The following is a 19,776-nucleotide window of genomic DNA, read 5'->3' as shown; positions in this document are numbered from 1 at the left end:
TGCGGATCCGTGATCTGCATCGCATTTTTACGGATGGAAAGATCAAAACAGAACAAAGCCGCAGAAACGCATCCGCTGCTTCAAGCTTCTAAATTTTCAAGGGAAGGAGATGGTGGGTGCACAAGGATTCTGAACCTTGGACCGTCTGATTAAGAGTCAGATGCTCTACCAACTGAGCTATACACCCATCTCGTCGCGGCGGCGTCAGCGCCTGTCCGCTTCGGATGAGCGGTGTATACCCACCACTTTCCGGACTTGCAAGAGGGTTCGATGAAGTTTTTGTGGCACCTGTGCAAAACTTTTCGGAGGCCGCAAAAACCGGCAGAAATCCGCCATTCCGGAAGCCAACTCCACCACCTCCGCAACTTTCGGCAACTGAAACGGGCTTTTGCGAAATAATCAGAATTTCCGCTTGACCAACCCTCAGCACCAATACTAGTGTGCAGCGCAACTGCAGCAGCTGCCGAAGGTGGCCTGCGGAACTGAAACTTGTCATGACCGGCCTTTACAGCAAGACCGGCAGTCAGGAAGCGGGACGCCCCATGGCGAAGCAGATTTTCGCAGCTTCACAGCTGCTTCTGGTAGTAGGAACGCGCGCGGCCTGAACGGTATACCCGTTCGGAACAGGCTGGCGCGCAGCAAGGGCTCCTCGGGAGCCCTTTTTCGTTCCAGCCTTCCGGACACACTTCAAACACGGCAAGATCAAGAGATTTCGGATCAAGAAGCCAAGGCAAGGAAGCAGACGATGACACGGGAGATGACCGGAGCCGGCATGGTGCTCCAGGCGCTTAAAGACCAGGGTGTGAAACATATCTTCGGCTATCCCGGCGGCGCGGTACTGCCGATCTATGACGAGATCATCCAGCAGGATGACATCGAGCATATCCTTGTGCGCCACGAGCAGGGCGCTGGCCATGCGGCGGAAGGTTATGCCCGCTCCACCGGCCGCCCCGGCGTTGTTCTGGTCACCTCCGGCCCGGGCGCGACCAACATGGTCACGGCGCTGACGGATGCGATGCTCGATTCCATTCCGCTGGTCTGCATCACCGGCCAGGTTCCGACCCATCTCATCGGCACGGACGCTTTCCAAGAATGCGACACCGTCGGTATCACCCGCAATTGCACCAAGCACAACTGGCTGGTCCGCGATGTCAACGACCTGCCGCGCATCATCCATGAGGCCTTCTATGTCGCCACCTCCGGCCGCCCCGGCCCGGTCGTGATCGACATTCCGAAGGATGTCCAGTTCGCAACCGGCACCTATCAGGGCCCGACGGCCAACCCGGCGGCGGCGCACAAGAGCTACCGCCCGCAGATAAAGGGCGACCTCAATGCCGTGCGTCAGGCCATCGAGCTGATGGCCAGCGCGAAGAAGCCGGTCTTCTATACCGGTGGCGGCGTCATCAACTCCGGTCCGCACGCCAGCCAGCTTCTGCGCGAGCTGGTCCAGCTCACCGGCTTCCCGATCACCTCGACGCTCATGGGCCTTGGCGCCTATCCGGCGTCCGGCGCAAACTGGCTCGGCATGCTGGGCATGCACGGCACCTACGAAGCCAACATGACGATGCATGACTGCGACGTCATGGTCTGCATCGGCGCGCGCTTCGATGACCGCATCACCGGCCGTATCGATGCCTTCGCCCCCAACGCCCGCAAGATCCACATCGACATTGACCCCTCCTCGATAAACAAGGTGGTCAAGGTGGATGTTCCGGTTATCGGCGATGTCGGCCACGTGCTGGAAGACATGGTCCGCCTGTGGCGCTCGTCCGGGGCCAAGGCAGATCCGGCCGCGCTCAAGGCCTGGTGGGCTCAGATTGATCAGTGGCGCGCCCGCAACTGCCTTGCCTACACGCCCAACAACGACATCATCATGCCGCAGTATGCACTGCAGCGCCTTGCCGAGCTGACGAAGGGCCGCGAGACCTATGTCTCCACCGAAGTCGGCCAGCACCAGATGTGGGCGGCGCAGTACATCGGCTTTGAATCGCCCAACCACTGGCTCACCTCCGGCGGCCTCGGCACGATGGGCTATGGCCTTCCCGCCTGCATCGGCGCACAGGTTGCCCACCGCGATGCGCTCAGCATCTGCGTGGCAGGCGATGCCTCCGTGCTGATGAACATGCAGGAAATGTCGACGGCGGTGCAGTTCAACCTGCCGGTCAAGATCTTCATCCTCAACAACCAGTACATGGGCATGGTGCGCCAGTGGCAGCAGCTGCTGCATGGCAACCGCATGTCGCATTCCTACATGGAGAGCATGCCGGACTTCGTGAAGCTAGCCGAGGCCTATGGCGGCGTTGGCTTCCGCGTCGAAAAGCCGGGTGAGCTGGATGATGCCATCCGCGAGATGATCGCCGTTGACAAGCCGGTGCTGTTCGACTGCCGCGTGGCCAACCTCGCCAACTGCTTCCCGATGATTCCCTCGGGCAAGGCCCACAACGAAATGCTGCTTCCCGATGAAGCCAATGACGAGGCGGTGGCCAATGCCATCGGTTCGGCAGGCAAGGCACTGGTCTGAGGCAAGGAACCGTCATGAACGCACAGAACGTCAACGCCCCTTCCGCCTATTTCATGGCCGAAGTCAGCGACAAGATCGAATCCCACACCCTATCCATCCTGGTGGACAACGAGCCGGGTGTGCTGGCCCGCGTCATCGGCCTGTTCTCGGGCCGTGGCTACAACATCGACAGCCTCACCGTTTCGGAAACCGAACATGAGGCGCATCTGTCGCGCATCACCATCGTCACCACCGGCACGCCGATGGTGATCGAGCAGATCCGCCACCAGCTGGACCGGCTGGTGCCGGTGCACCGGGTGACCGACCTTACCGTGCAGGCGCGCCTTGGCACCAATGACAAGCCGCTGGAGCGGGAACTGGCACTGGTGAAAGTGGCTGGCCATGGCGAAAAGCGTCTGGAGGCCCTGCGCCTTGCCGATGCCTTCCGCGCCACGGTGATCGACGCAACGACGGATCATTTCGTCTTCGAGATCACGGGCCGCACGTCCAAGATCGAGCAGTTCATCACCATCATGAAGCCGCTCGGCCTCGTCGAAGTCTCCCGCACCGGCGTCGCCGCCGTCCAGCGCGGCGCCGAAGGGCTGTAAGCTTCTCCGCGAAAGGCCCTGTCAGACACTGCAAGGCCATAGACGCACGCGCCGCAACGCAATATACGGTCACCGGCTCAGGCCGGTGACCGTTTTCCGTTCCGGCCCGCCCCTCTCGGATTGCTGACCGCAAGGTCCTACAAGGAAGGCTTAGAAGCCCATGAGCAACGGTTTGTCCCGGCCGAAGAATCAGATCCGCTGGCTGCTGCTGGAGGGCATTTCCCCCACGGCGAAGGCTGTGCTGGACGCCAGCGGCTATCACAATGTCGAAATGCTGCCGAAGGCGCTCGACAAGGAGGCGCTGATCGAGGCGCTCAAGGGTGTGCATGTGGTGGGCATCCGCTCGCGCACGCAGCTGACCCGTGAAGTCATCGAGGCGGCCGGAACGCTGGTCGCCATCGGCTGCTTCTCGGTGGGCACCAACCAGGTGGATCTGGCCGCTGCCCGCGAGCGCGGCATCCCGGTGTTCAACGCCCCTTCTCCAACACCCGCTCCGTCGCCGAGCTGACGATTGCCGAAATCGTCATGCTGATGCGCGGCGTCTTCGAGAAGTCCACTGCCGCCCACGCCGGGCGCTGGATGAAGACGGCCACCGGCTCGCGCGAAGTGCGCGGCAAGACGCTGGGCATCGTTGGCTACGGCAACATCGGCACGCAGCTGGCCATGCTGGCGGAGGCCATGGGCCTCACCGTCATCTATTATGACAAGGTGGACAAGCTGCGCCACGGCAACGTGATGCCGGTGGACACGCTGGATGAGCTGCTGTCGCGCTCCGACATCGTTTCGCTGCATGTGCCGGACACGGCCGAGACGCGGAACATGATCCGCGCCGAAGAGCTGGCGAAGATGAAGCCCGGCAGCTTCCTCATCAACAATGCCCGCGGCAAGGTGGTGGATATCGACGCCCTCGCCGCAGCACTGAAGAGCGGCCATATCGCGGGTGCAGCCATCGACGTGTTCCCCTCCGAGCCCAAGTCGAACAACGACGAGTTCCTAAGCCCGCTGCGCGGCTTCCCCAACGTGATCATGACCCCGCATGTGGGCGGCTCCACGGAAGAAGCGCAGGAGCGCATCGGCGAGGAAGTCTCCCGCCGCCTCGTCGAATATTCGGACGTTGGCTCCACCGTGGGCGCGGTCAACTTCCCGCAGGTGCAGCTGCCGCGCGGCACGGATGCCACCCGCTTCATCCAGGTGCACCGCAACGTGCCGGGCGCCATGCGTGCTCTGAACGACCTGTTCGCCCGCAACAACCTCAATATCCACGCCCAGTACATGCAGACGGTGCAGGAAACCGGCTATGTGGTGCTGGATGTGGACGGCAAGGTTGAGAACGCGGTCGATATCCTTGAGGAAATCCGCACCCTCCCCGGCACCATCCGCGCCCGCCTGCTGAACCGGGTGTGATGGTTCAAGCCTGATGAGACATGAACGGCGCGGGGCATGGCCTCGCGCCGTTTGTTTTTAGGGGTTCTGCCCCAACGGCAGGTCCAATAAATTCTTGTCACCGCAGCAATATCCGGTTTGACAGGGACGCCGTTCCGGCCGATTTTCGGCACTCTGCGGCACGAGCCGCCTCATTCTATTGCCGGACGCCTGCCATGACTGCCTCCCGCCTTTCCGTGAATGTCAACGCCATCGCCATGCTGCGCAACCGGCGCGATCTGCCCTGGCCGAGCGTCACCGGCATGGCGGCGATTGCGATGGAGGCAGGCGCAAAGGGCATCACCGTGCACCCGCGCCCGGACGAACGGCACATCCGCAAGAGCGACGTGTTCGATCTGGCAGAGCTGATCGAGGACCGGTTCCCCAACAAGGAACTGTGCCTTGAGGGCTATCCGACGCCGGACTTCCTTGATCTGGTGGAAAAGGCGCGGCCCGACCAGGTGCTGTTCGTGCCCGACGCACCGGAACAGACCACGTCTGACCACGGCTGGCAGTTCGGCGCGGACAAGGCGCTGCTGAAGGAAGCCATTACGGCAGCGCGGGAATGGGCTGTCACCGTCTCCCTGTTCCTTGATCCAAACCCGGCACTGGCGGCGGAGGCTGCCGCAATCGGGGCGGAGCGGATCGAGATCTACACAGGCCCTTATGGCGCCTGCTATGACAGCCCGGAGCGGGCACAGGTGGAGCTGGACAAGGTGGCGGCAACTGCGGAAGCTGCCCGCGCTGCAGGCCTCGGCGTCAATGCCGGGCATGACCTGACGGTGGAGAACATCCCGGCGCTGATCAAGCGCGCCCCCTTCATCCGCGAAATGTCCATCGGCCACGGCTTCACCGCCGACGCCCTGATCCACGGCTTCGCCGGCAGCGTTCAGCGCTTCCGCAAGGCGATGGGCGAAATATAGGCCTGCACGGACCATGTAAACATGCAGGCATAACTTGTGACCACACCTGAAACGCCCTAGCCTTTATCAAAATATTTCCGGGCGATTCTGATGATGTCAAATCCTTACAGCAGTTTGCCGCAGTCCAGTTTTTGGAAAACCGGCGTCACTGAGGATAGAAGTTCAGTGGTCTGCAAGGACCTCTGGCTGCCCCGGTTTCCCATCCCGCGGGACACGCGCATTCTGACTGCGGGCTCCTGCTTTGCCCAGCACATCAGCCGCTGGCTGACGGCCAATGGCTACAACTGGGTTGATACGGAGCCTGCGTCTGAAGAGTTGACGGATGACGAGCGCCGCGACGGGCAATATGGCGTCTTTTCGTTCAGAACCGGCAACATCTATACCGCAGCCCTGCTGCGCCAGTGGGTCGAGATTGCATTGGGCGTCCGCCCGCCCGTTCTCGACACTGCTGAAGAGGATGGCCGCCACTTCGATCTGCTGCGGCCGGCCGTTCCAGCCTGCGGATACGAAAGCAGGAAAGCCGCCCAGGAAGCACTCGACCGGACACTCGGCGCAATCCGCAAAGGGCTGAAGGAGGCTGACCTTTTCATCTTTACCCTGGGATTGACGGAGGCTTGGGCCCACCGGGACGGCCATGTCTATCCCATGTGCCCGGGCACCCTGCGCGGGACATTTGATCCCGGAACGGTTCATTTCGTCAATCAGGCTTATGAAGACGTGCGGCGGGACATGGCCGAGGCCATCCGTCTGGCCCGCACTGTGAACCCGGATCTGAAGTTCCTGCTCACGGTTTCGCCAGTCCCGCTCACGGCAACTGCCAGCGGCGATCACGTGCTCAGCGCCACGATCTACTCGAAATCGGTACTGCGTGCTGTGGCAGGAGACCTTTGCCGGGAACTGTCAGGCGTAGACTACTTCCCTTCCTATGAACTGATCTCCGCCTTCCCGGCGCGCGGGCGCTTTTATGAGGCGAACCTGCGCAATGTAACGGCGGAAGGGGTTGCCCATGTCATGTCGCATTTCAGCGAAGGCATTGGCGCAACACTGCCATCAAGCGGGAGTGGCGCTCCACTGCAGCCAGCAGCGGCCCAAAGCGGCAAGGCTGCCGAAGAAATTCTGTGCGATGAAGTGGGCCTCGAGTCCTGGGCACCGGGCGCGGCAGATGCGGCGGAGACATCCATCTGCCTCATCGGGGACAGCCACATGGGCCACCTGTCGCTTGCCTTCAGGCGTCTCGGGCTGCCACACGCGGGCGGCATGATCATGAATGGCAAGGCCTGGACTTCAAATGAACTCGCGCTTGATGACGAAGAGCTTTGGGTACCGCTTGAGAATGCTCTTGCCCGCCGGCGCTGGCAGGAAACACTGCCGTTTCTACGCTCAGCTGCCAAAGGGCCGGACGGCCAGAAGATCATCTTCACGAACATTGGCCAGCAGACACACCGCAGTGTGGCTTTCCTGTCCGCCTGGCTTAAGGCTGAGCACGGCAACAAGCTGACAAACCCGGTATTCTTCCAATATTTCGGCAAGGAAAATCACGACAAGCTGATCCTTATCAAGCGTATCGTCAATCTCGGCTTCAAAGTGGCTGTCATCAGCGACCCGCCGACGCAACATCTAGCAGGCTATCACGAACCTCAACTCTGGAAGATATATGAAAACTTGTCGGAACAGGTCTATTCCGAGCTTGGCTGCGAGTTCTTCAATGCCCGGAAATACATAGACACCATTGGCTTTCAGGACCGGTTCATCTCGGAAAAGTTCAAGCAAGGCGTGGAGTATGATTGGCTGCATGGCAGTGCAGCCTATTACGAAGAGATCGCTGAAGAGCTGATCCGGCGCTACGCCTTGAAGTAGAGCCACCTGTACCAGACTTCCCTCAGCACGTGACCTCTCTCGATCTGGCTGGCGCTGAACCCCGCCCAAACCGGCAAACAGCCGGTCCAGGCGGGGATCACCGGATCATTTTTCGAGAATGAACCGGCGGCCGATTTCCTGCAGCGGACGGGCGTTGGCAGCGTAGATGGCCTCAAACTCCTTGATGGAGGCCTCGGACACCTTGATCGGCTCCTTCATCACCGTCCAGACCACGGTTTCCGAGCAGGGCGGCGTGGTCAGTGAGCCTTCGTAGCGGAAGAAGTGCCGGGTGTCGGGCAGCATCTTTGCCGCATCCGCTTCGCCAACTTTCACCTCTTCACCGGCCTTGTGCGGCGCCTTGTCCATGACGGCCTTGAACAGGTCATTCTCACCACCTGGTTCGATCAACGCGCCGACGACGGCAAGTGAGCCGTCTTCGGCCTGATGCACGAAGTGGGCTTCCATCGGAGCCTTCTTGCCGTCGATGGCGTGCTCGGACGGCGTGTGGAAGTGGAACTGGCGCAGCACATAGGACTTGCCGTCCAGATCAATGGTGCCGCCATCATCGGTGTTTGCCTGAATGGTGTGCCCATTGTTGACGACGTTCCAATGAGCATCCTTGTTCCAGTGGAAGACGATGTCCGCAGGCTCGGCCTTGACCGCATGGGTCAGGTCGACGGGAGACTGCTCATGCCCGGTCTCGCAGGCCTCGAAGTTCTTGGCCAGATCCGCCCAATGGGCCGGTCCTTCGGCACCCTCGTAAGTCCAATGCGGCGAGCTTGCGGCAAATGCAGATGTTGAAATGAGGGATGCAGCAGCAACTGCAATCAGAAAACGGCTTTTCATCCTGGTCTCCTTGACCACCTCTCAGTCAGCGCTGAGGTGACACTGGAGTAAACACGAAGAAGAGCCGCGCAAAGTTACAGATCGGTCATGACAAAGATGTAATAGACTGCCAATCAGAATATGTAAGAAACGAAAATGCACCCCACAGACCCGACCAACTCTTGATGACTCAGGCCCATCGAAGGTTGGTATCATTCCACCTTTGGCAGGGTTTTGTCTTTCTCGCATTGAGCCAGTTTGAGCTGACGGAAAGAATAGACGGCGGTGATGAACTGCGTTCCGTCTTCCTTTTCGGTTTCCACCTTCATGCAGCCGCAGGCATAGCCGTAATTGCCGTTCACGGCGCGGTAGTCACCGGCGGAGATATCGCCGATATTTTCCATGCCAAGCGCCTCGCGGTCCGAGCCTTGCGTGGCCAGAATCCAGTCGCCGTCCCGGTCGGTCAGCCACCAGTTGCCCGGCGTTGGATTGACCACCCAGCCGCAGCGGTTCTCAGGCTCCGCAAAGGCACGAGTTGCCGGAACCAGACACGTTGCAACAGCACAGACGAGTGCAAGAACAGAGGGGATGCGCATTCCTTATCTCCTGAACCGGGATCAGTTGTTGATCGAGACAATCGCCCAGTAACTCTTTGTGCAGGCATTGTCCTCGCACACCGGGCTGAGCCAAACCGCCCCATCGCCAATGGCGACCCCCTCGTCCGTTACGAGAAGATCCTCGTAGGCGGCTTCCGCGACGATGTTCTTTGTCCCCTCGCTGACCAGCCGGGGATAGGCGGCGATGAATTCCTCTGCCGTTTCAACGGAATGGAACGTGCCACTGTTGTTGACCGGCAGCGGAAATGCAGCAAGGGCGGCAACCTCTTCCGCCGTTCCGTTCACCAGAGCCTGACGCACGTCTTCCAGAAACGGATCCAGCCCCTTGGCGTCGCCGAGGATGGTCTCGACCTGCTGATAGACATCTTCCGCACTCGCCGCAGCGGCAGGCAAGGCGGGCAGAAAGGCAAGAAACAGGGCAAGGACAGGCGTCTTCATCAGCAACTCCAGAGAATAACCGGGATGGAGAATACCCGCTTCCTGATCTGTGCGCCTGACAAACTTTGGGCTAAATAATGGCAGCGGCCGGAACTCGAAGCGCCTCGCTGCGTTTCCTGTTCGGCAAATTTCGCTGTGCCTCTCATCCTGACGGCACACACCAGCCGCTGGCGGACACAACAGCAGGGGCAGTGTCAGCAATGACCCCAAGCGATGGCCCTCTGGAGGGCGAAGCACATTCTCCTCATGATCATCTCCCAAAATCCAGCCACGGCATGCTCATGCTGGGCGCGGCCGGGGTGGTTTATGGCGACATCGGCACAAGTCCGATATATGCCCTGCGCGAGACACTGAGGGCAGCAACAAGTGGTGGCACGGTTCCACCCACAAGCACCGAGATCATCGGCTCACTGTCGATCATCGTCTGGGCCCTCACGGTCATCGTCACGCTCAAATATGCGCTCATCGTGCTGCGTGCAGATAACAAGGGCGAAGGCGGAACCTTGTCGCTGGCCATTCTTGCCCAGTCCGCCGCTGGGCGGATGCGCCTTGCCGTGGTCTCCCTCGGCGTCATCGGCGCGGCGCTCTTCTTCGGCGACGCAGTGATCACGCCCGCCATCTCGGTTCTGTCCGCCGTCGAGGGCTTTGAACTCACGCTTCCTGCGGTCGAGGACTACATTATCCCGATTACCGCCGGTATTCTCATCGCACTCTTCGCTGTCCAGCGTTATGGCACCGGGCGGGTATCGTCCGTCTTTGGCCCGGTCATGCTGCTCTGGTTCGCCTGTCTCGCCGCCGCTGGCGCGGGTCATATCATGGATGATCCAGCCGTCCTGCGCGCCCTCAACCCGCTGGAAGCCATCGCCTTTGCGCAGGCACACACAGGCGTTGCCCTGGCGGTGGCGGGTGCGGCCTTTCTCGCCGTGACCGGGGCCGAGGCGCTTTATGTCGATCTGGGGCACTTTGGCCGCAAGCCGATCATTCATACCTGGTTCGCACTGGTGTTCCCCGCCCTCGTCATCAACTATCTCGGCCAAGGTGCCTATCTGCTGAAAACCGGCGGCTCCATCAGTCAGCCGCTGTTCGAGATGATGCCAGCCTGGGGCCAGACGCCGCTTGTGGTGCTGGCGACCGTCGCAACGGTCATCGCCAGCCAGGCCGTGATCTCCGGCGCCTTCTCCATGGCACGGCAGGCAGCGCAACTGCATCTGCTGCCGCGTCTGACGGTGATCCACACTTCGGAAACCCAATCGGGCCAGATCTACCTGCCGCAAGTCAACTGGCTGCTGCTGGCCGGCGTTCTTGCGCTGGTGCTGGGCTTCGGCTCGTCGGATGCTATCGCTGCCGCCTACGGTATCTCCATCTCTGGCCAGATGCTGGTCACCACCCTGCTTCTGGCCCTCGTCATGCGCGGTGTCTGGCGCTGGCCTCTGCCGACGGTGCTGCTGGTCACGCTGATCTTTGCCGCCATCGATGCCACATTCCTCACGGCCAACATGCTGAAATTCATGGACGGCGGCTGGGTGTCGATCTTCATGGCCATGATGCTGCTGGTCGTAATGACCATCTGGACACGCGGCAGCAGGAAGCTCTTTGAAAAGACACGGAGAATGGAGATCCCGCTGGCAGACCTTGCCGCCTCGCTGGAGAAGAGCCCGCCGCACCGGGTGCCGGGAACAGCCATCTTTATGACCGGTGACCAGGAAAGCGCACCGACATCGCTGCTGCATAGCCTCAAGCACTACAAGGTGCTGCACCAGCAGAACCTGATCATGACGGTGAAGACCTTGCCTGTACCGCATGTCGAGGAAGACGACCGGGTGGAAATCACACCGCTGAACGGCGACTTCACGCTGCTGACCGTCAACTTCGGCTATATGGAAGACCCCAACATTCCCGGCGCGCTCAAGGCCTGCCGGAAGCAGGGCATCAAGTTCGACATCATGTCGACGTCCTTCTTCCTGTCACGGCGCACGCTCATTCCCGCCGCGGCACCGCCCCTCACCAGCCTGACGAAGCGGATCTTCATTCAGCTGGCCCGCAACGCCGCCGACACCACCAACTTTTTCCGCCTGCCCACAGGCCGTGTGGTGGAAATCGGCACGCAGGTGGTAATCTGACCCTGAGAACGGGGCGGGCGGGGAGCGGTCCGCCTACTTTCCAATCCCCTCCCCGTCTTCCCCTCTTGACGGCACATGCAGCCTCGCCTAGAACCATGAACCGTACGGTACGGTACAGAAATTCCGGAGTGGTTCCTTGGCCAGTGCAGACCTTCACGACAGCTTGCCGGATGAGGCAACCGCCTTTTCCCCGCGCCAGCAGGCCGTGCTGGAGTGCGCGCTGAAGCTGCTGGTCGAAGGCGGCGAAAAGGCCCTGACGACCGCGGGCCTTGCACGCAGCGCCAATTGCTCCAAGGAAAGCCTCTACAAGTGGTTCGGCGACCGGGATGGGCTGCTTGCGGCTGTCGTCGCCTATCAGGCCAGCAAGGTTCACTTTGCCTCAGAGGCGGCCGCCACCGATGCCACCACGTTCAAGGCCCATCTCACCGGTTTCGTGCGCGAGTTGCTGGAGGTTCTCTCCGGCGAGACGTCGCTGGCGCTGAACCGCCTGGCCATCGGCCAGTCCAACCGGGACGATTCCCGTTTGGGACGCCTGTTGCTTCTCAAGGGCAAATACACCATTTCGGCCCGCGCCCGCAGCCTGCTTGAGGCAGGCCGGTTCAGGGGCTTTGTCAAGTTCGATGACGCCGAAGAGGCCTACCAGGTGCTCTACGGCCTTGCGCTGCGCGACCAGCATATCCGCCAGATGCTGGGCGATACGCTGCGGCCGCGCGAAAAAGACATCGAGGCACAGGCCGCTTTGGCCGTGGACAGGTTCTACCGGCTGTTCAGCGCCTGAAGCTGCCAGCTGGAGAAAGCAAAGCGCCGCAGCGGATTACCGCCTGCGGCAGAGATAAACGGGAGAAAGGAAGACCCATGCGTGTTTATTACGATCGCGATGCCGATCTGAACCTGATCAAGTCCAAGAAGGTCGCCATCATCGGTTACGGCTCGCAGGGCCGCGCCCATGCGCTGAACCTGAAGGACAGCGGCTGCAAGGACATCGTCGTTGCCCTGCGCCCCGGCTCCACCACCGCCAAGAAGGTTGAGGCTGACGGCCTCAAGGTCATGAGCGTGGCAGAAGCTGCCGCCTGGGCCGACCTGATGATGATGGCAACGCCGGACGAGCTGCAGGCCGACATCTACAAGGACCACATCGAAGCCAACATCCGTGACGGCGCGGCAATTGCCTTCGCTCATGGCCTCAATGTCCACTTCGGCCTGATCGAGCCGAAGTCCACCGTTGACGTGCTCATGGTCGCTCCGAAGGGCCCCGGCCACACCGTGCGCGGCGAATACGAGAAGGGCGGCGGCGTGCCGTGCCTCGTGGCCGTTCACCAGAACGCTTCGGGCAACGCCCTTGACCTCGGCCTGTCCTACGCCTGTGGCGTTGGCGGCGGCCGCTCGGGCATCATCGAAACCACCTTCAAGGAAGAGTGCGAAACCGACCTGTTCGGCGAGCAGGCTGTTCTGTGCGGCGGCCTCGTCGAGCTGATCCGCGCCGGTTTCGAGACCCTTGTGGAAGCTGGCTACGCTCCGGAAATGGCCTATTTCGAGTGCCTGCACGAAGTGAAGCTCATCGTCGACCTCATCTATGAGGGCGGCATTGCCAACATGAACTACTCCATCTCGAACACCGCCGAGTGGGGCGAGTACGTCACCGGCCCGCGCATCATCACGCCGGAAACGAAGGCCGAGATGAAGCGCGTCCTCTCCGACATCCAGACCGGCAAGTTCACGTCCGACTGGATGCAGGAGTACCGTGCAGGCGCCGCCAAGTTCAAGGCAACCCGCCGCCTGAACGACGCTCACCCGATTGAGGAAGTTGGCACCAAGCTGCGCGGCATGATGCCGTGGATCGGCAAGAACAAGCTGGTCGACAAGACCCGCAACTGATCCCGGCTTACCGATCCACGTTTGAAAACTGGTGCGGGCATAGCCCGCGCCGGTGATCGGCAAGAACAAGCTGGTCGACAAGACCCGCAACTGATCCTGAATTCAGGCTTTAACAAACAAAATAATGGGCCCGTCATTGACGGGCCCATTTGCTTTGCATGCGTCAAGACAGCCAGCAGAGATCAGTTCATCAGGCTGGCAGTGTCAGATGCAAAGTACCGCTCGAACAGAGCAGTCACTTCCCTGTCCCGGGCCGATTCTGTTGCACCGCCGATGACGACAACCATCAGCTGGCGGCCGTTGCGGCTGCCGGTGGCGACCAGATTATAGCCCGACATATCGATGTGGCCGGTCTTCAGGCCATCAACGCCGGGCACCTTGCCAAGCAGGTTGTTGGTTGCCTCGATCGTACGGCCGCGGAACTGGAACGACGGCTCGCTGAAGTAATGCATGTGCTGCGGGAAGCGCCGGCGCAGTGCCTGGCCTAGCGTTGCCATATCGCGTGCCGTGGTCACCTGCCGGGTGTCCGGCAAGCCGGAGGCATTGACGAAGCGGGTTCGGGTCATGCCAAGCTGCAGTGCCTTGCGGGTCATCTCTGCGGCAAAGGCATCCTCGCTGCCTGCAAGCTGTTCGGCGACCGCCACTGCCATGTCATTGGCCGAGCGGATCGCCAGCGCCTGAACCGCCTCTTCCACCCGCAGCGAGCCGCCAGCGCCAACGCCCAGCTTTGCGGGCGGGCGGGATGCAGCACGGGCGGACACGGGAAGCTGACTGTCCAGAGAGATTTCACCCCGGTCGATCGCCTCGAAAAGCAGGTACAGCGTCATCATCTTGGTCAGCGAAGCCGGATAGCGCGGCGCATCGGCATTGAAGCTGTCCAGCTCCTGACCCGTTGCCATATCCACCACCAGCACCGACTTGCCACGGACTTCCGCCTTCGCCGGGGCGGAGATACGGCCAGTGGAGCAGGAGCCGCCGCAGCCTGAACCGCAGGCACAGCAGCAACAGCTGCCATGGCTGGCGGGCGCGAGGCCTGCTGGGCACTCTGGCACGCAGCCAGCGTAAGGATAGCAAGGCCAGCCAGCCCGGCGCGCAAAACGCGCAAGGCCGCCGTCGAATGGGAAAAGGATGCAGTCACGCCAGGCACTCTCTCAACTGGTCAGCCGGATCATGACTTGAGGCGATAGCCGGTCCTGAAGATCCACGCAATCACCCCAAGGCAAAGCACGAGGAACAAAAGCGTCATCACCAGTGACAGTTCCACCCCCACGTCCGCCTGTCCGTAGAAACTCCAGCGGAAGCCGGAGATAAGATAGACGACCGGATTGAACATGGTCACTGTCTGCCAGAATTCGGGCAGCATGCGGATCGAGTAGAAGCTGCCACCGAGGAACGCGAGCGGTGTGACGATCAGCAAAGGCACGAACTGCAACTGCTCGAAATTGCGCGCCCAGATGCCGATGATGAAGCCGAGCAGCGCGAATGTGACAGACGTCAGCACAAAGAACAGCGCCATCCAGAACGGATGCTGGATGTGCATGTCGACGAAAAGGCTGGCCGTGATGAGGATGATTGCCCCCACCAGCATGGCCTTGGTTGCCGCCGCCCCCACATAACCGATGACAATCTCCAGATAGGAAACGGGTGCCGACAGGACCTCGAACACCGTACCGGTGAAGCGCGGGAAGAAGATGCCGAAAGAGGCGTTGGAAATGCTCTGCGTCAGCAGCGACAGCATCGTCAGCCCCGGCACGATGAAGGCACCGTAGCTGATGCCGTCCACCTCCTGAATGCGCGACCCGATGGCGGCGCCGAAGACAACGAAATAGAGCGACGTTGAGATCACCGGCGAGACGATGCTCTGGAAGAGAGTCCGCAGGGTGCGGGCCATCTCGAACACGTAGATCGCCTGAATAGCACGAAGGTTCATTGGGACTGCCTCACCAGATTGACGAAGATCTTTTCAAGCAGAATCCTGCCGGGTCTGCAGGTCACGGAAGGTAATGCCGGCCTCACGCAGGTCATTCATCAGGCTGGTGATGCCGGTCCGTTCACCCTGGGTGTCGTAGGTGTAGACCAGTTCCCTGCCCTCCTCCTCCAGCGCCAGATCATGGGCGGAGAGGCTTTCCGGGATGGCTGCCAGCGGCTCGTTCAGCTGCAAACGCAACTGCTTCTTGCCGAGTTTGCTCATCAGGGCGTTTTTCTCTTCCACGAGAATGATCTCGCCCTTGCTGATCACCCCCACCCGGTCGGCCATCTCCTCGGCTTCCTCGATGTAGTGGGTCGTGAGGATGATGGTGACGCCGGACTCCTTCAGCCGCCGCACCACCTGCCACATGTCGCGGCGCAGTTCCACGTCAACGCCTGCGGTCGGCTCATCGAGGAAAAGCACTTGCGGCTCATGCGCCAGCGCCTTGGCAATGAGCACACGCCGCTTCATGCCGCCCGAAAGCGTCATGATGCGGGAATCCTTCTTGTCCCACAGCGAAAGATCCTTCAGCACCTTCTCGATATGGGCCGGGTTCTTCGGCAGGCCAAAAAGTCCGCGGCTGAAGCTGACCGTCGCCCAGACCGTTTCGAAGGACTCGGTCGTCAGTTCCTGCGGCACCAGCCCGATCAGGCGGCGGGCAGCGCGGTAGTCGCTGACCGTATCGTGCCCGTTGACCAGCACACGGCCAGAAGAGGCGCGCACGAGGCCGCAGATGATGGAGATCAGCGTGGTTTTGCCTGCGCCATTGGGCCCAAGCAGCGCAAAGAGTTCTCCCCTTCCGATGGACAGATCGACTGACTTCAGCGCCTGAAAGCCGCTGTCATAGACCTTGGAAAGGGCTTCGATGGAAATGGCCGGTTGCATGGCGGGGTCCGTGCAGGAGGGAATGGCTGTGGCGGGATGACGCAGGATATGAGTGCTTTGCGCTCATCTTTAAACCCCTTTGCCGCAATTTGCAGCACTTCACCGTTCACAGCGCCGTTCACCCAGGCTGAACACTGTGTATGGATACGCGCCCTTGGCCCCTGCCCCGGGGAGGCCTATCTTCAAGGCAACTTCACAAGATACCCGGAGGCTGCCATGTCCATCCGTCCCGTCCGCCAGATCTCTGGCACCACCCCCGCGCTGGAAGGCGCTGGCGTTCATCTGCACCGCGTTTTCGGCTTTCAGGATCCGGAACTCACCGATCCGTTCCTGATGATGGACGACTTCCGCAATGAAAACCCGCGTGATTATCTCGCTGGCTTCCCCTGGCATCCGCATCGCGGCATCGAGACCATCACCTACGTTCTGGCCGGTACCGTCGACCATGGCGACAGCCTCGGCAACACCGGCACGCTGGGCGCTGGCGACGTGCAGTGGATGACCGCCGGACGCGGCATCATGCATCAGGAAATGCCGAAAGGTGACGCCAAGGGCCGCATGCACGGCTTTCAGCTCTGGGCAAATCTGCCCTCAAACCTGAAGATGACGGCGCCGCGCTATCAGGACGTTGAATCCAAGGACATCCCGGTCATTCAGGATGACGACGGCACCATCGTGCGTGTCGTCTGCGGCGAGTTCTGGGGCAAGCGGGGACCGGTGGACGGCATTGCTGCCGATCCGCAGTATCTCGACATCACCATTCCGCCGGGCCGCGCCAAACGCCTGCCGGTCGACACCCGCCGTCAGGCCTTCGCCTACATCTTTGAAGGTGCAGGCCGCTTCGCCGATGCCTCCAAGCCCTTCGGCGTGCTGACGGAGAAGGAACTCGACAACGAGGAAATCTACATCCGCGACGAGACCGGCAACCGCACGCTGGTGGTCTTTGGCGCTGGCGACGAGGTGGTGGTGCAGGCAGGCGAGGAAGGCATGCGCTTCCTGCTCGTCTCCGGTGCGCCGATCCGCGAGCCAATCGCCTGGCACGGCCCAATCGTCATGAACACCCGCGAGGAACTGATTCAGGCGGTGACGGAACTGCGCAACGGCACATTCATCAAGCCGTAACGGCAGGCTCAGTCCATAATCCCGGGCTGATGCTCAGGGATGAAACAAAGCCAGCACTTGCAGGGCATAGAAGGGCACGCTAGCCATAGTGTGCCCTTTTGTTGTTTTCATCCGTGGATTTCTCCAATGTTTCCAAGCCTCAGCCTGCGCCGCGCCCGATTGTCCGACGCTCCGGAGATGACGCAGATCCTGCACCGGGCCAAGGCCTCCTGGGGCTATCCAGCGGCGGTGATGGATGCCTTCCGCGCCGAACAGCGCATATCTCCGGCAACGATCACTTCTCAGCTTCTCGTCGTCGCGGAGCGCGAGGGACGCATGGCCGCCTTTGCGGGCGGGGAAACGCGGCAGGACCACTTCTATCTCGGCTTCCTGTTCGTTGCGCCGGAGCATCAGGGACAAGGCCTTGGCCGCCTGCTTCTATCGGCCATCGAGGATCTGTGCCGCGATCAGGAAATCTACCGTATCCTGCTGGAAAGCGACCCGCACGCTGCCCCCTTCTACCGTCATCTTGGCTACAGGACCTTGAGCGAGCGCGCCTCCGCCATGGCCCCGGATCACCCCATTCCAATGATGGAGCGCACCTTCGAGCCGGAGTTTCTGCCGCTCGAAGGCATCTCCATGCATCTGTCGCGCTCTCAAGGCTGGACATTCGAGACACGCGAAGCCAAAGCCATCGCCGCGCACTGGCAGGATCTCAACAGCGCAAATCCGAGCCTGTGGAACGGGCGCAAGCTGCACACGCTGCATGTGCAGCACGAACGGGGCCATCTCACCGCCCGCTGCGCGGAGGTGAATTACGCCTCCTTCCTGGCCTGGCGTGACTGGGGTGCGCCGGACCGGGCGGCCTACAACCTCTTCGGTTCAGCCATCGTGCGCAGCAGCGACGGCGCGCTTCTCTACGGGGTCATGGGACCGAAGACCGCCAATCACGGCGCCTGCTATCCACCGGCCGGCAATCTCGACTTAAGCGACCTCAGGTCTGACGGCACCGTCGATGTGGAAGGCTCCATCGCCCGGGAACTGTTCGAGGAAGCGGGGCTGGACATAAACACGGCACAGAAAGGCACGCTCTTCGCCCTGTTCGACGGCCAGCGCATATGCATCGGCCAGGAGCTTACCTTTGACGCAACGGCCGAAGAACTGCGCGAACGGATGCTTGCCCATGCGGCTACGGACCCCGAGGAAGAACTCGAGGACGTCGTCATTCTGCGCCACGCGGACGACTTGAAAGCACATCCCTCGCCGGGCTACGCAAGGGCGATTGCCCGCAGCCTTTTGCCCGAATAGTGAATCAGGCGTTCACCAAAGATGAAAAAGCCGGGCTGGCGAAGCCATGGAAACCATGCAAAAGTCCGGCCTCATCTTGAACCAGCCCGAAGCGCTGGGAGAACTTGCAGGAGACATTGCTGATGGGACGCCGTTACGCTGTGCTTGATGTGTTCACGAACAAGGCGCTGGCCGGAAATCCGCTGGCCGTGGTTCTGGACTCCGAAGGCCTCGAAACCGCGCAGATGCAGGTGATTGCCCGCGAGTTCAATCTGTCCGAAACCGTCTTCGTCTTCCCGCCGGAAAATCCGGGCCAGTCCGCTTCCATCCGCATCTTCACGCCCGAATCCGAACTGCCCTTTGCCGGGCACCCGACTGTCGGAACCGCTGTCCTTCTGGCGATCGAGCGCTTCGGCGAAGTGAAGGGCGAGCAGGATGCGGTGGTCGTGCTGAAGGAAAAGATCGGGCCCGTGCGCTGCGCCGTCATCCTGCGCGAGAATGCGGCCGCCTTTGCCGAATTCGACGTGCCGAAACTGCCGGAACCAGCCGGCCCGACGGTCAACCCGGAACTGATCGCAGCCGCCCTGTCGCTGGACGTGTCCGAGATCGGCTTTGAGAATCACACCCCCAGCCGCTTCAAGGTTGGCCCTGCCTATACGTATGTGCCGGTGCGCGATCTGGACGCCCTCGCCCGCGCCAAGCCAGACCAGAGCCGCTGGACCGCCGCCTTTGGTCATGACGACCACAACAATGCCTATGTCTACTGCCGGGAAACGCGTTCCAACGAAAGCGCCTTCCACGCCCGCATGTTTGCGCCTGGCATGGGCGTGCCGGAAGATCCGGCAACAGGCTCGGCAGCGGCTGCCTTCGCCGGTGTCGTGCAGTTCTATGACGCCCTTCCGAACGGCACCCATTTCATCCGCATCGAGCAGGGCTTCTTCATGGGCCGCCCGTCGCTGATTGATCTGGAGATCGACATTGCCGCACGCAAGCTGCATGCCGTGCGCATCGGCGGGCAAGCCGTTCTGGTTGCAAGGGGCGAGCTTTTCGTTTGAGGGGAACTCCCTCTTGCGCGCAGCTCACCCATCCGCTACACAATTTCGCAATTAACGCATGTCCGGCGCCCTGCCGGCACGGGAAAGGCCCTGAATTTCATGATCGCCATTTGCGACATGACTGGCTCCAAGACCACCGCGCTTCTGCGTGGCGGCCTTTCCGCGCGCGCCCTTCTGCTTGGCAAGCTGCTTCTGCTTAGATGCCCCTGAGCGTCGGCTGCCCCATGCGCGGGCGGGCTCTCAGGGGATAGCGAACTCACCCGATTACGTCTGATCGCTCCCGTCCGAGACCCC

15 protein-coding genes, 1 tRNA gene and 2 pseudogenes are annotated in these 19,776 nt (G+C 61.3%); 11 read left to right on the top strand and 7 right to left on the bottom strand.

Going from position 1 to position 19,776, the window contains the following annotated elements:
- Nucleotides 1–110: 110 nt before the first annotated feature.
- A tRNA-Lys gene (locus ACQB61_RS04890) sits at nucleotides 111–187 on the bottom strand.
- 558 nt (nucleotides 188–745) lie between these two features.
- Here ACQB61_RS04890 and ACQB61_RS04885 point away from each other — a divergent pair.
- The 5 genes and pseudogenes from ACQB61_RS04885 (at nucleotide 746) to ACQB61_RS04865 (ending at nucleotide 7,310) form a co-directional block, all read left to right on the top strand.
- Nucleotides 746–2,521, top strand: a complete 1,776-nt coding sequence (locus ACQB61_RS04885; RefSeq protein WP_430511722.1) for an acetolactate synthase 3 large subunit — start codon at nucleotides 746–748, stop codon at nucleotides 2,519–2,521.
- A gap of 14 nt (nucleotides 2,522–2,535) precedes the next feature.
- Entirely contained in the window at nucleotides 2,536–3,108 is a 573-nt protein-coding gene (ilvN, locus tag ACQB61_RS04880) for an acetolactate synthase small subunit (RefSeq protein WP_430511721.1), read from the top strand.
- 160 nt (nucleotides 3,109–3,268) lie between these two features.
- A pseudogene (gene serA, locus ACQB61_RS04875) lies at nucleotides 3,269–4,512 on the top strand (phosphoglycerate dehydrogenase).
- A gap of 194 nt (nucleotides 4,513–4,706) precedes the next feature.
- Nucleotides 4,707–5,453 (top strand): pyridoxine 5'-phosphate synthase, encoded by a 747-nt coding sequence (locus ACQB61_RS04870; protein WP_430511720.1) that lies wholly within the window; start codon nucleotides 4,707–4,709, stop codon nucleotides 5,451–5,453.
- A 165-nt stretch (nucleotides 5,454–5,618) separates the two neighbouring features.
- Nucleotides 5,619–7,310 carry a GSCFA domain-containing protein gene (locus ACQB61_RS04865; RefSeq protein WP_430511719.1) on the top strand — a complete coding sequence of 564 codons (1,692 nt, stop codon included), beginning with the start codon at nucleotides 5,619–5,621 and terminating at the stop codon, nucleotides 7,308–7,310.
- Nucleotides 7,311–7,415: 105 nt separating this feature from the next.
- On the opposite strand, the gene ACQB61_RS04860 is transcribed toward ACQB61_RS04865, so the two are convergent.
- The 3 genes from ACQB61_RS04860 to ACQB61_RS04850 form a co-directional block, all read right to left on the bottom strand.
- Nucleotides 7,416–8,156, bottom strand: coding sequence for a carbonic anhydrase (locus ACQB61_RS04860; protein ID WP_430511718.1), 741 nt, complete (start codon nucleotides 8,154–8,156; stop codon nucleotides 7,416–7,418).
- 191 nt (nucleotides 8,157–8,347) lie between these two features.
- Complete coding sequence (locus tag ACQB61_RS04855) at nucleotides 8,348–8,731, bottom strand: DUF4087 domain-containing protein (RefSeq protein WP_430511717.1); 384 nt, start codon at nucleotides 8,729–8,731, stop codon at nucleotides 8,348–8,350.
- Between the two features lie 21 nt (nucleotides 8,732–8,752).
- Nucleotides 8,753–9,190 (bottom strand): hypothetical protein, encoded by a 438-nt coding sequence (locus ACQB61_RS04850; RefSeq protein WP_430511716.1) that lies wholly within the window; start codon nucleotides 9,188–9,190, stop codon nucleotides 8,753–8,755.
- Between the two features lie 200 nt (nucleotides 9,191–9,390).
- Here ACQB61_RS04850 and ACQB61_RS04845 point away from each other — a divergent pair, with 200 nt between their 5' ends.
- The 3 genes from ACQB61_RS04845 (at nucleotide 9,391) to ilvC (ending at nucleotide 13,185) form a co-directional block, all read left to right on the top strand.
- The gene (locus tag ACQB61_RS04845) at nucleotides 9,391–11,310 is read left to right on the top strand and encodes a potassium transporter Kup (RefSeq protein WP_430511715.1); all 1,920 of its coding nucleotides are present in this window, start codon (nucleotides 9,391–9,393) and stop codon (nucleotides 11,308–11,310) included.
- Between the two features lie 136 nt (nucleotides 11,311–11,446).
- On the top strand, nucleotides 11,447–12,088 hold the full coding sequence (locus ACQB61_RS04840; protein WP_430511714.1) for a TetR/AcrR family transcriptional regulator: 642 nt from the start codon (nucleotides 11,447–11,449) through the stop codon (nucleotides 12,086–12,088).
- Nucleotides 12,089–12,165: 77 nt separating this feature from the next.
- Nucleotides 12,166–13,185, top strand: a complete 1,020-nt coding sequence (gene ilvC, locus ACQB61_RS04835; protein ID WP_430511713.1) for a ketol-acid reductoisomerase — start codon at nucleotides 12,166–12,168, stop codon at nucleotides 13,183–13,185.
- Between the two features lie 182 nt (nucleotides 13,186–13,367).
- On the opposite strand, the gene ACQB61_RS04830 is transcribed toward ilvC, so the two are convergent.
- The 3 genes and pseudogenes from ACQB61_RS04830 to ACQB61_RS04820 all read right to left on the bottom strand — a co-directional run bounded on the left by ACQB61_RS04830 (nucleotide 13,368) and on the right by ACQB61_RS04820 (nucleotide 16,039).
- Complete coding sequence (locus ACQB61_RS04830; RefSeq protein WP_430514298.1) at nucleotides 13,368–14,084, bottom strand: D-alanyl-D-alanine carboxypeptidase family protein; 717 nt, start codon at nucleotides 14,082–14,084, stop codon at nucleotides 13,368–13,370.
- A gap of 269 nt (nucleotides 14,085–14,353) precedes the next feature.
- A complete protein-coding gene (locus ACQB61_RS04825) occupies nucleotides 14,354–15,115 on the bottom strand; it encodes an ABC transporter permease (RefSeq protein WP_430511712.1) in 762 nt (253 codons plus the stop codon).
- Nucleotides 15,112–16,039, bottom strand: a pseudogene (locus ACQB61_RS04820) (ABC transporter ATP-binding protein). Before ACQB61_RS04820 ends, ACQB61_RS04825 begins: the two are co-directional and overlap by 4 nt.
- Before the next feature lie 216 nt (nucleotides 16,040–16,255).
- On the opposite strand from ACQB61_RS04820, the gene ACQB61_RS04815 reads away from it, so the two are divergent.
- The 3 genes from ACQB61_RS04815 to ACQB61_RS04805 all read left to right on the top strand — a co-directional run bounded on the left by ACQB61_RS04815 (nucleotide 16,256) and on the right by ACQB61_RS04805 (nucleotide 19,482).
- Nucleotides 16,256–17,161 carry a pirin family protein gene (locus ACQB61_RS04815; RefSeq protein ID WP_430511711.1) on the top strand — a complete coding sequence of 302 codons (906 nt, stop codon included), beginning with the start codon at nucleotides 16,256–16,258 and terminating at the stop codon, nucleotides 17,159–17,161.
- A gap of 126 nt (nucleotides 17,162–17,287) precedes the next feature.
- A complete protein-coding gene (locus ACQB61_RS04810) occupies nucleotides 17,288–18,448 on the top strand; it encodes a GNAT family N-acetyltransferase (RefSeq protein WP_430511710.1) in 1,161 nt (386 codons plus the stop codon).
- A gap of 122 nt (nucleotides 18,449–18,570) precedes the next feature.
- Complete coding sequence (locus ACQB61_RS04805; RefSeq protein ID WP_430511709.1) at nucleotides 18,571–19,482, top strand: PhzF family phenazine biosynthesis protein; 912 nt, start codon at nucleotides 18,571–18,573, stop codon at nucleotides 19,480–19,482.
- Nucleotides 19,483–19,776: the final 294 nt, after the last annotated feature.

It is taken from the genome of Pannonibacter phragmitetus (genome assembly GCF_050510895.1).
GTDB lineage: Bacteria > Pseudomonadota > Alphaproteobacteria > Rhizobiales > Stappiaceae > Pannonibacter > Pannonibacter phragmitetus_B.
The sequence above is the reverse complement of the archived record's forward strand: the minus strand, read 5'-3'. Positions and strand labels throughout refer to the sequence as shown.

Coding starts and splice junctions, on each gene's coding strand:
- ACQB61_RS04885 (WP_430511722.1), top strand. CDS start 746: ATGACACGGGAGATGACCGGAGCCGGCATGGTGCTCCAGGCGCTTAAA.
- ilvN (WP_430511721.1), top strand. CDS start 2,536: ATGAACGCACAGAACGTCAACGCCCCTTCCGCCTATTTCATGGCCGAA.
- ACQB61_RS04870 (WP_430511720.1), top strand. CDS start 4,707: ATGACTGCCTCCCGCCTTTCCGTGAATGTCAACGCCATCGCCATGCTG.
- ACQB61_RS04860 (WP_430511718.1), bottom strand. CDS start 8,156: ATGAAAAGCCGTTTTCTGATTGCAGTTGCTGCTGCATCCCTCATTTCA.
- ACQB61_RS04855 (WP_430511717.1), bottom strand. CDS start 8,731: ATGCGCATCCCCTCTGTTCTTGCACTCGTCTGTGCTGTTGCAACGTGT.
- ACQB61_RS04850 (WP_430511716.1), bottom strand. CDS start 9,190: ATGAAGACGCCTGTCCTTGCCCTGTTTCTTGCCTTTCTGCCCGCCTTG.
- ACQB61_RS04845 (WP_430511715.1), top strand. CDS start 9,391: ATGACCCCAAGCGATGGCCCTCTGGAGGGCGAAGCACATTCTCCTCAT.
- ilvC (WP_430511713.1), top strand. CDS start 12,166: ATGCGTGTTTATTACGATCGCGATGCCGATCTGAACCTGATCAAGTCC.
- ACQB61_RS04830 (WP_430514298.1), bottom strand. CDS start 14,084: ATGGCAACGGGTCAGGAGCTGGACAGCTTCAATGCCGATGCGCCGCGC.
- ACQB61_RS04825 (WP_430511712.1), bottom strand. CDS start 15,115: ATGAACCTTCGTGCTATTCAGGCGATCTACGTGTTCGAGATGGCCCGC.
- ACQB61_RS04815 (WP_430511711.1), top strand. CDS start 16,256: ATGTCCATCCGTCCCGTCCGCCAGATCTCTGGCACCACCCCCGCGCTG.
- ACQB61_RS04810 (WP_430511710.1), top strand. CDS start 17,288: ATGTTTCCAAGCCTCAGCCTGCGCCGCGCCCGATTGTCCGACGCTCCG.
- ACQB61_RS04805 (WP_430511709.1), top strand. CDS start 18,571: ATGGGACGCCGTTACGCTGTGCTTGATGTGTTCACGAACAAGGCGCTG.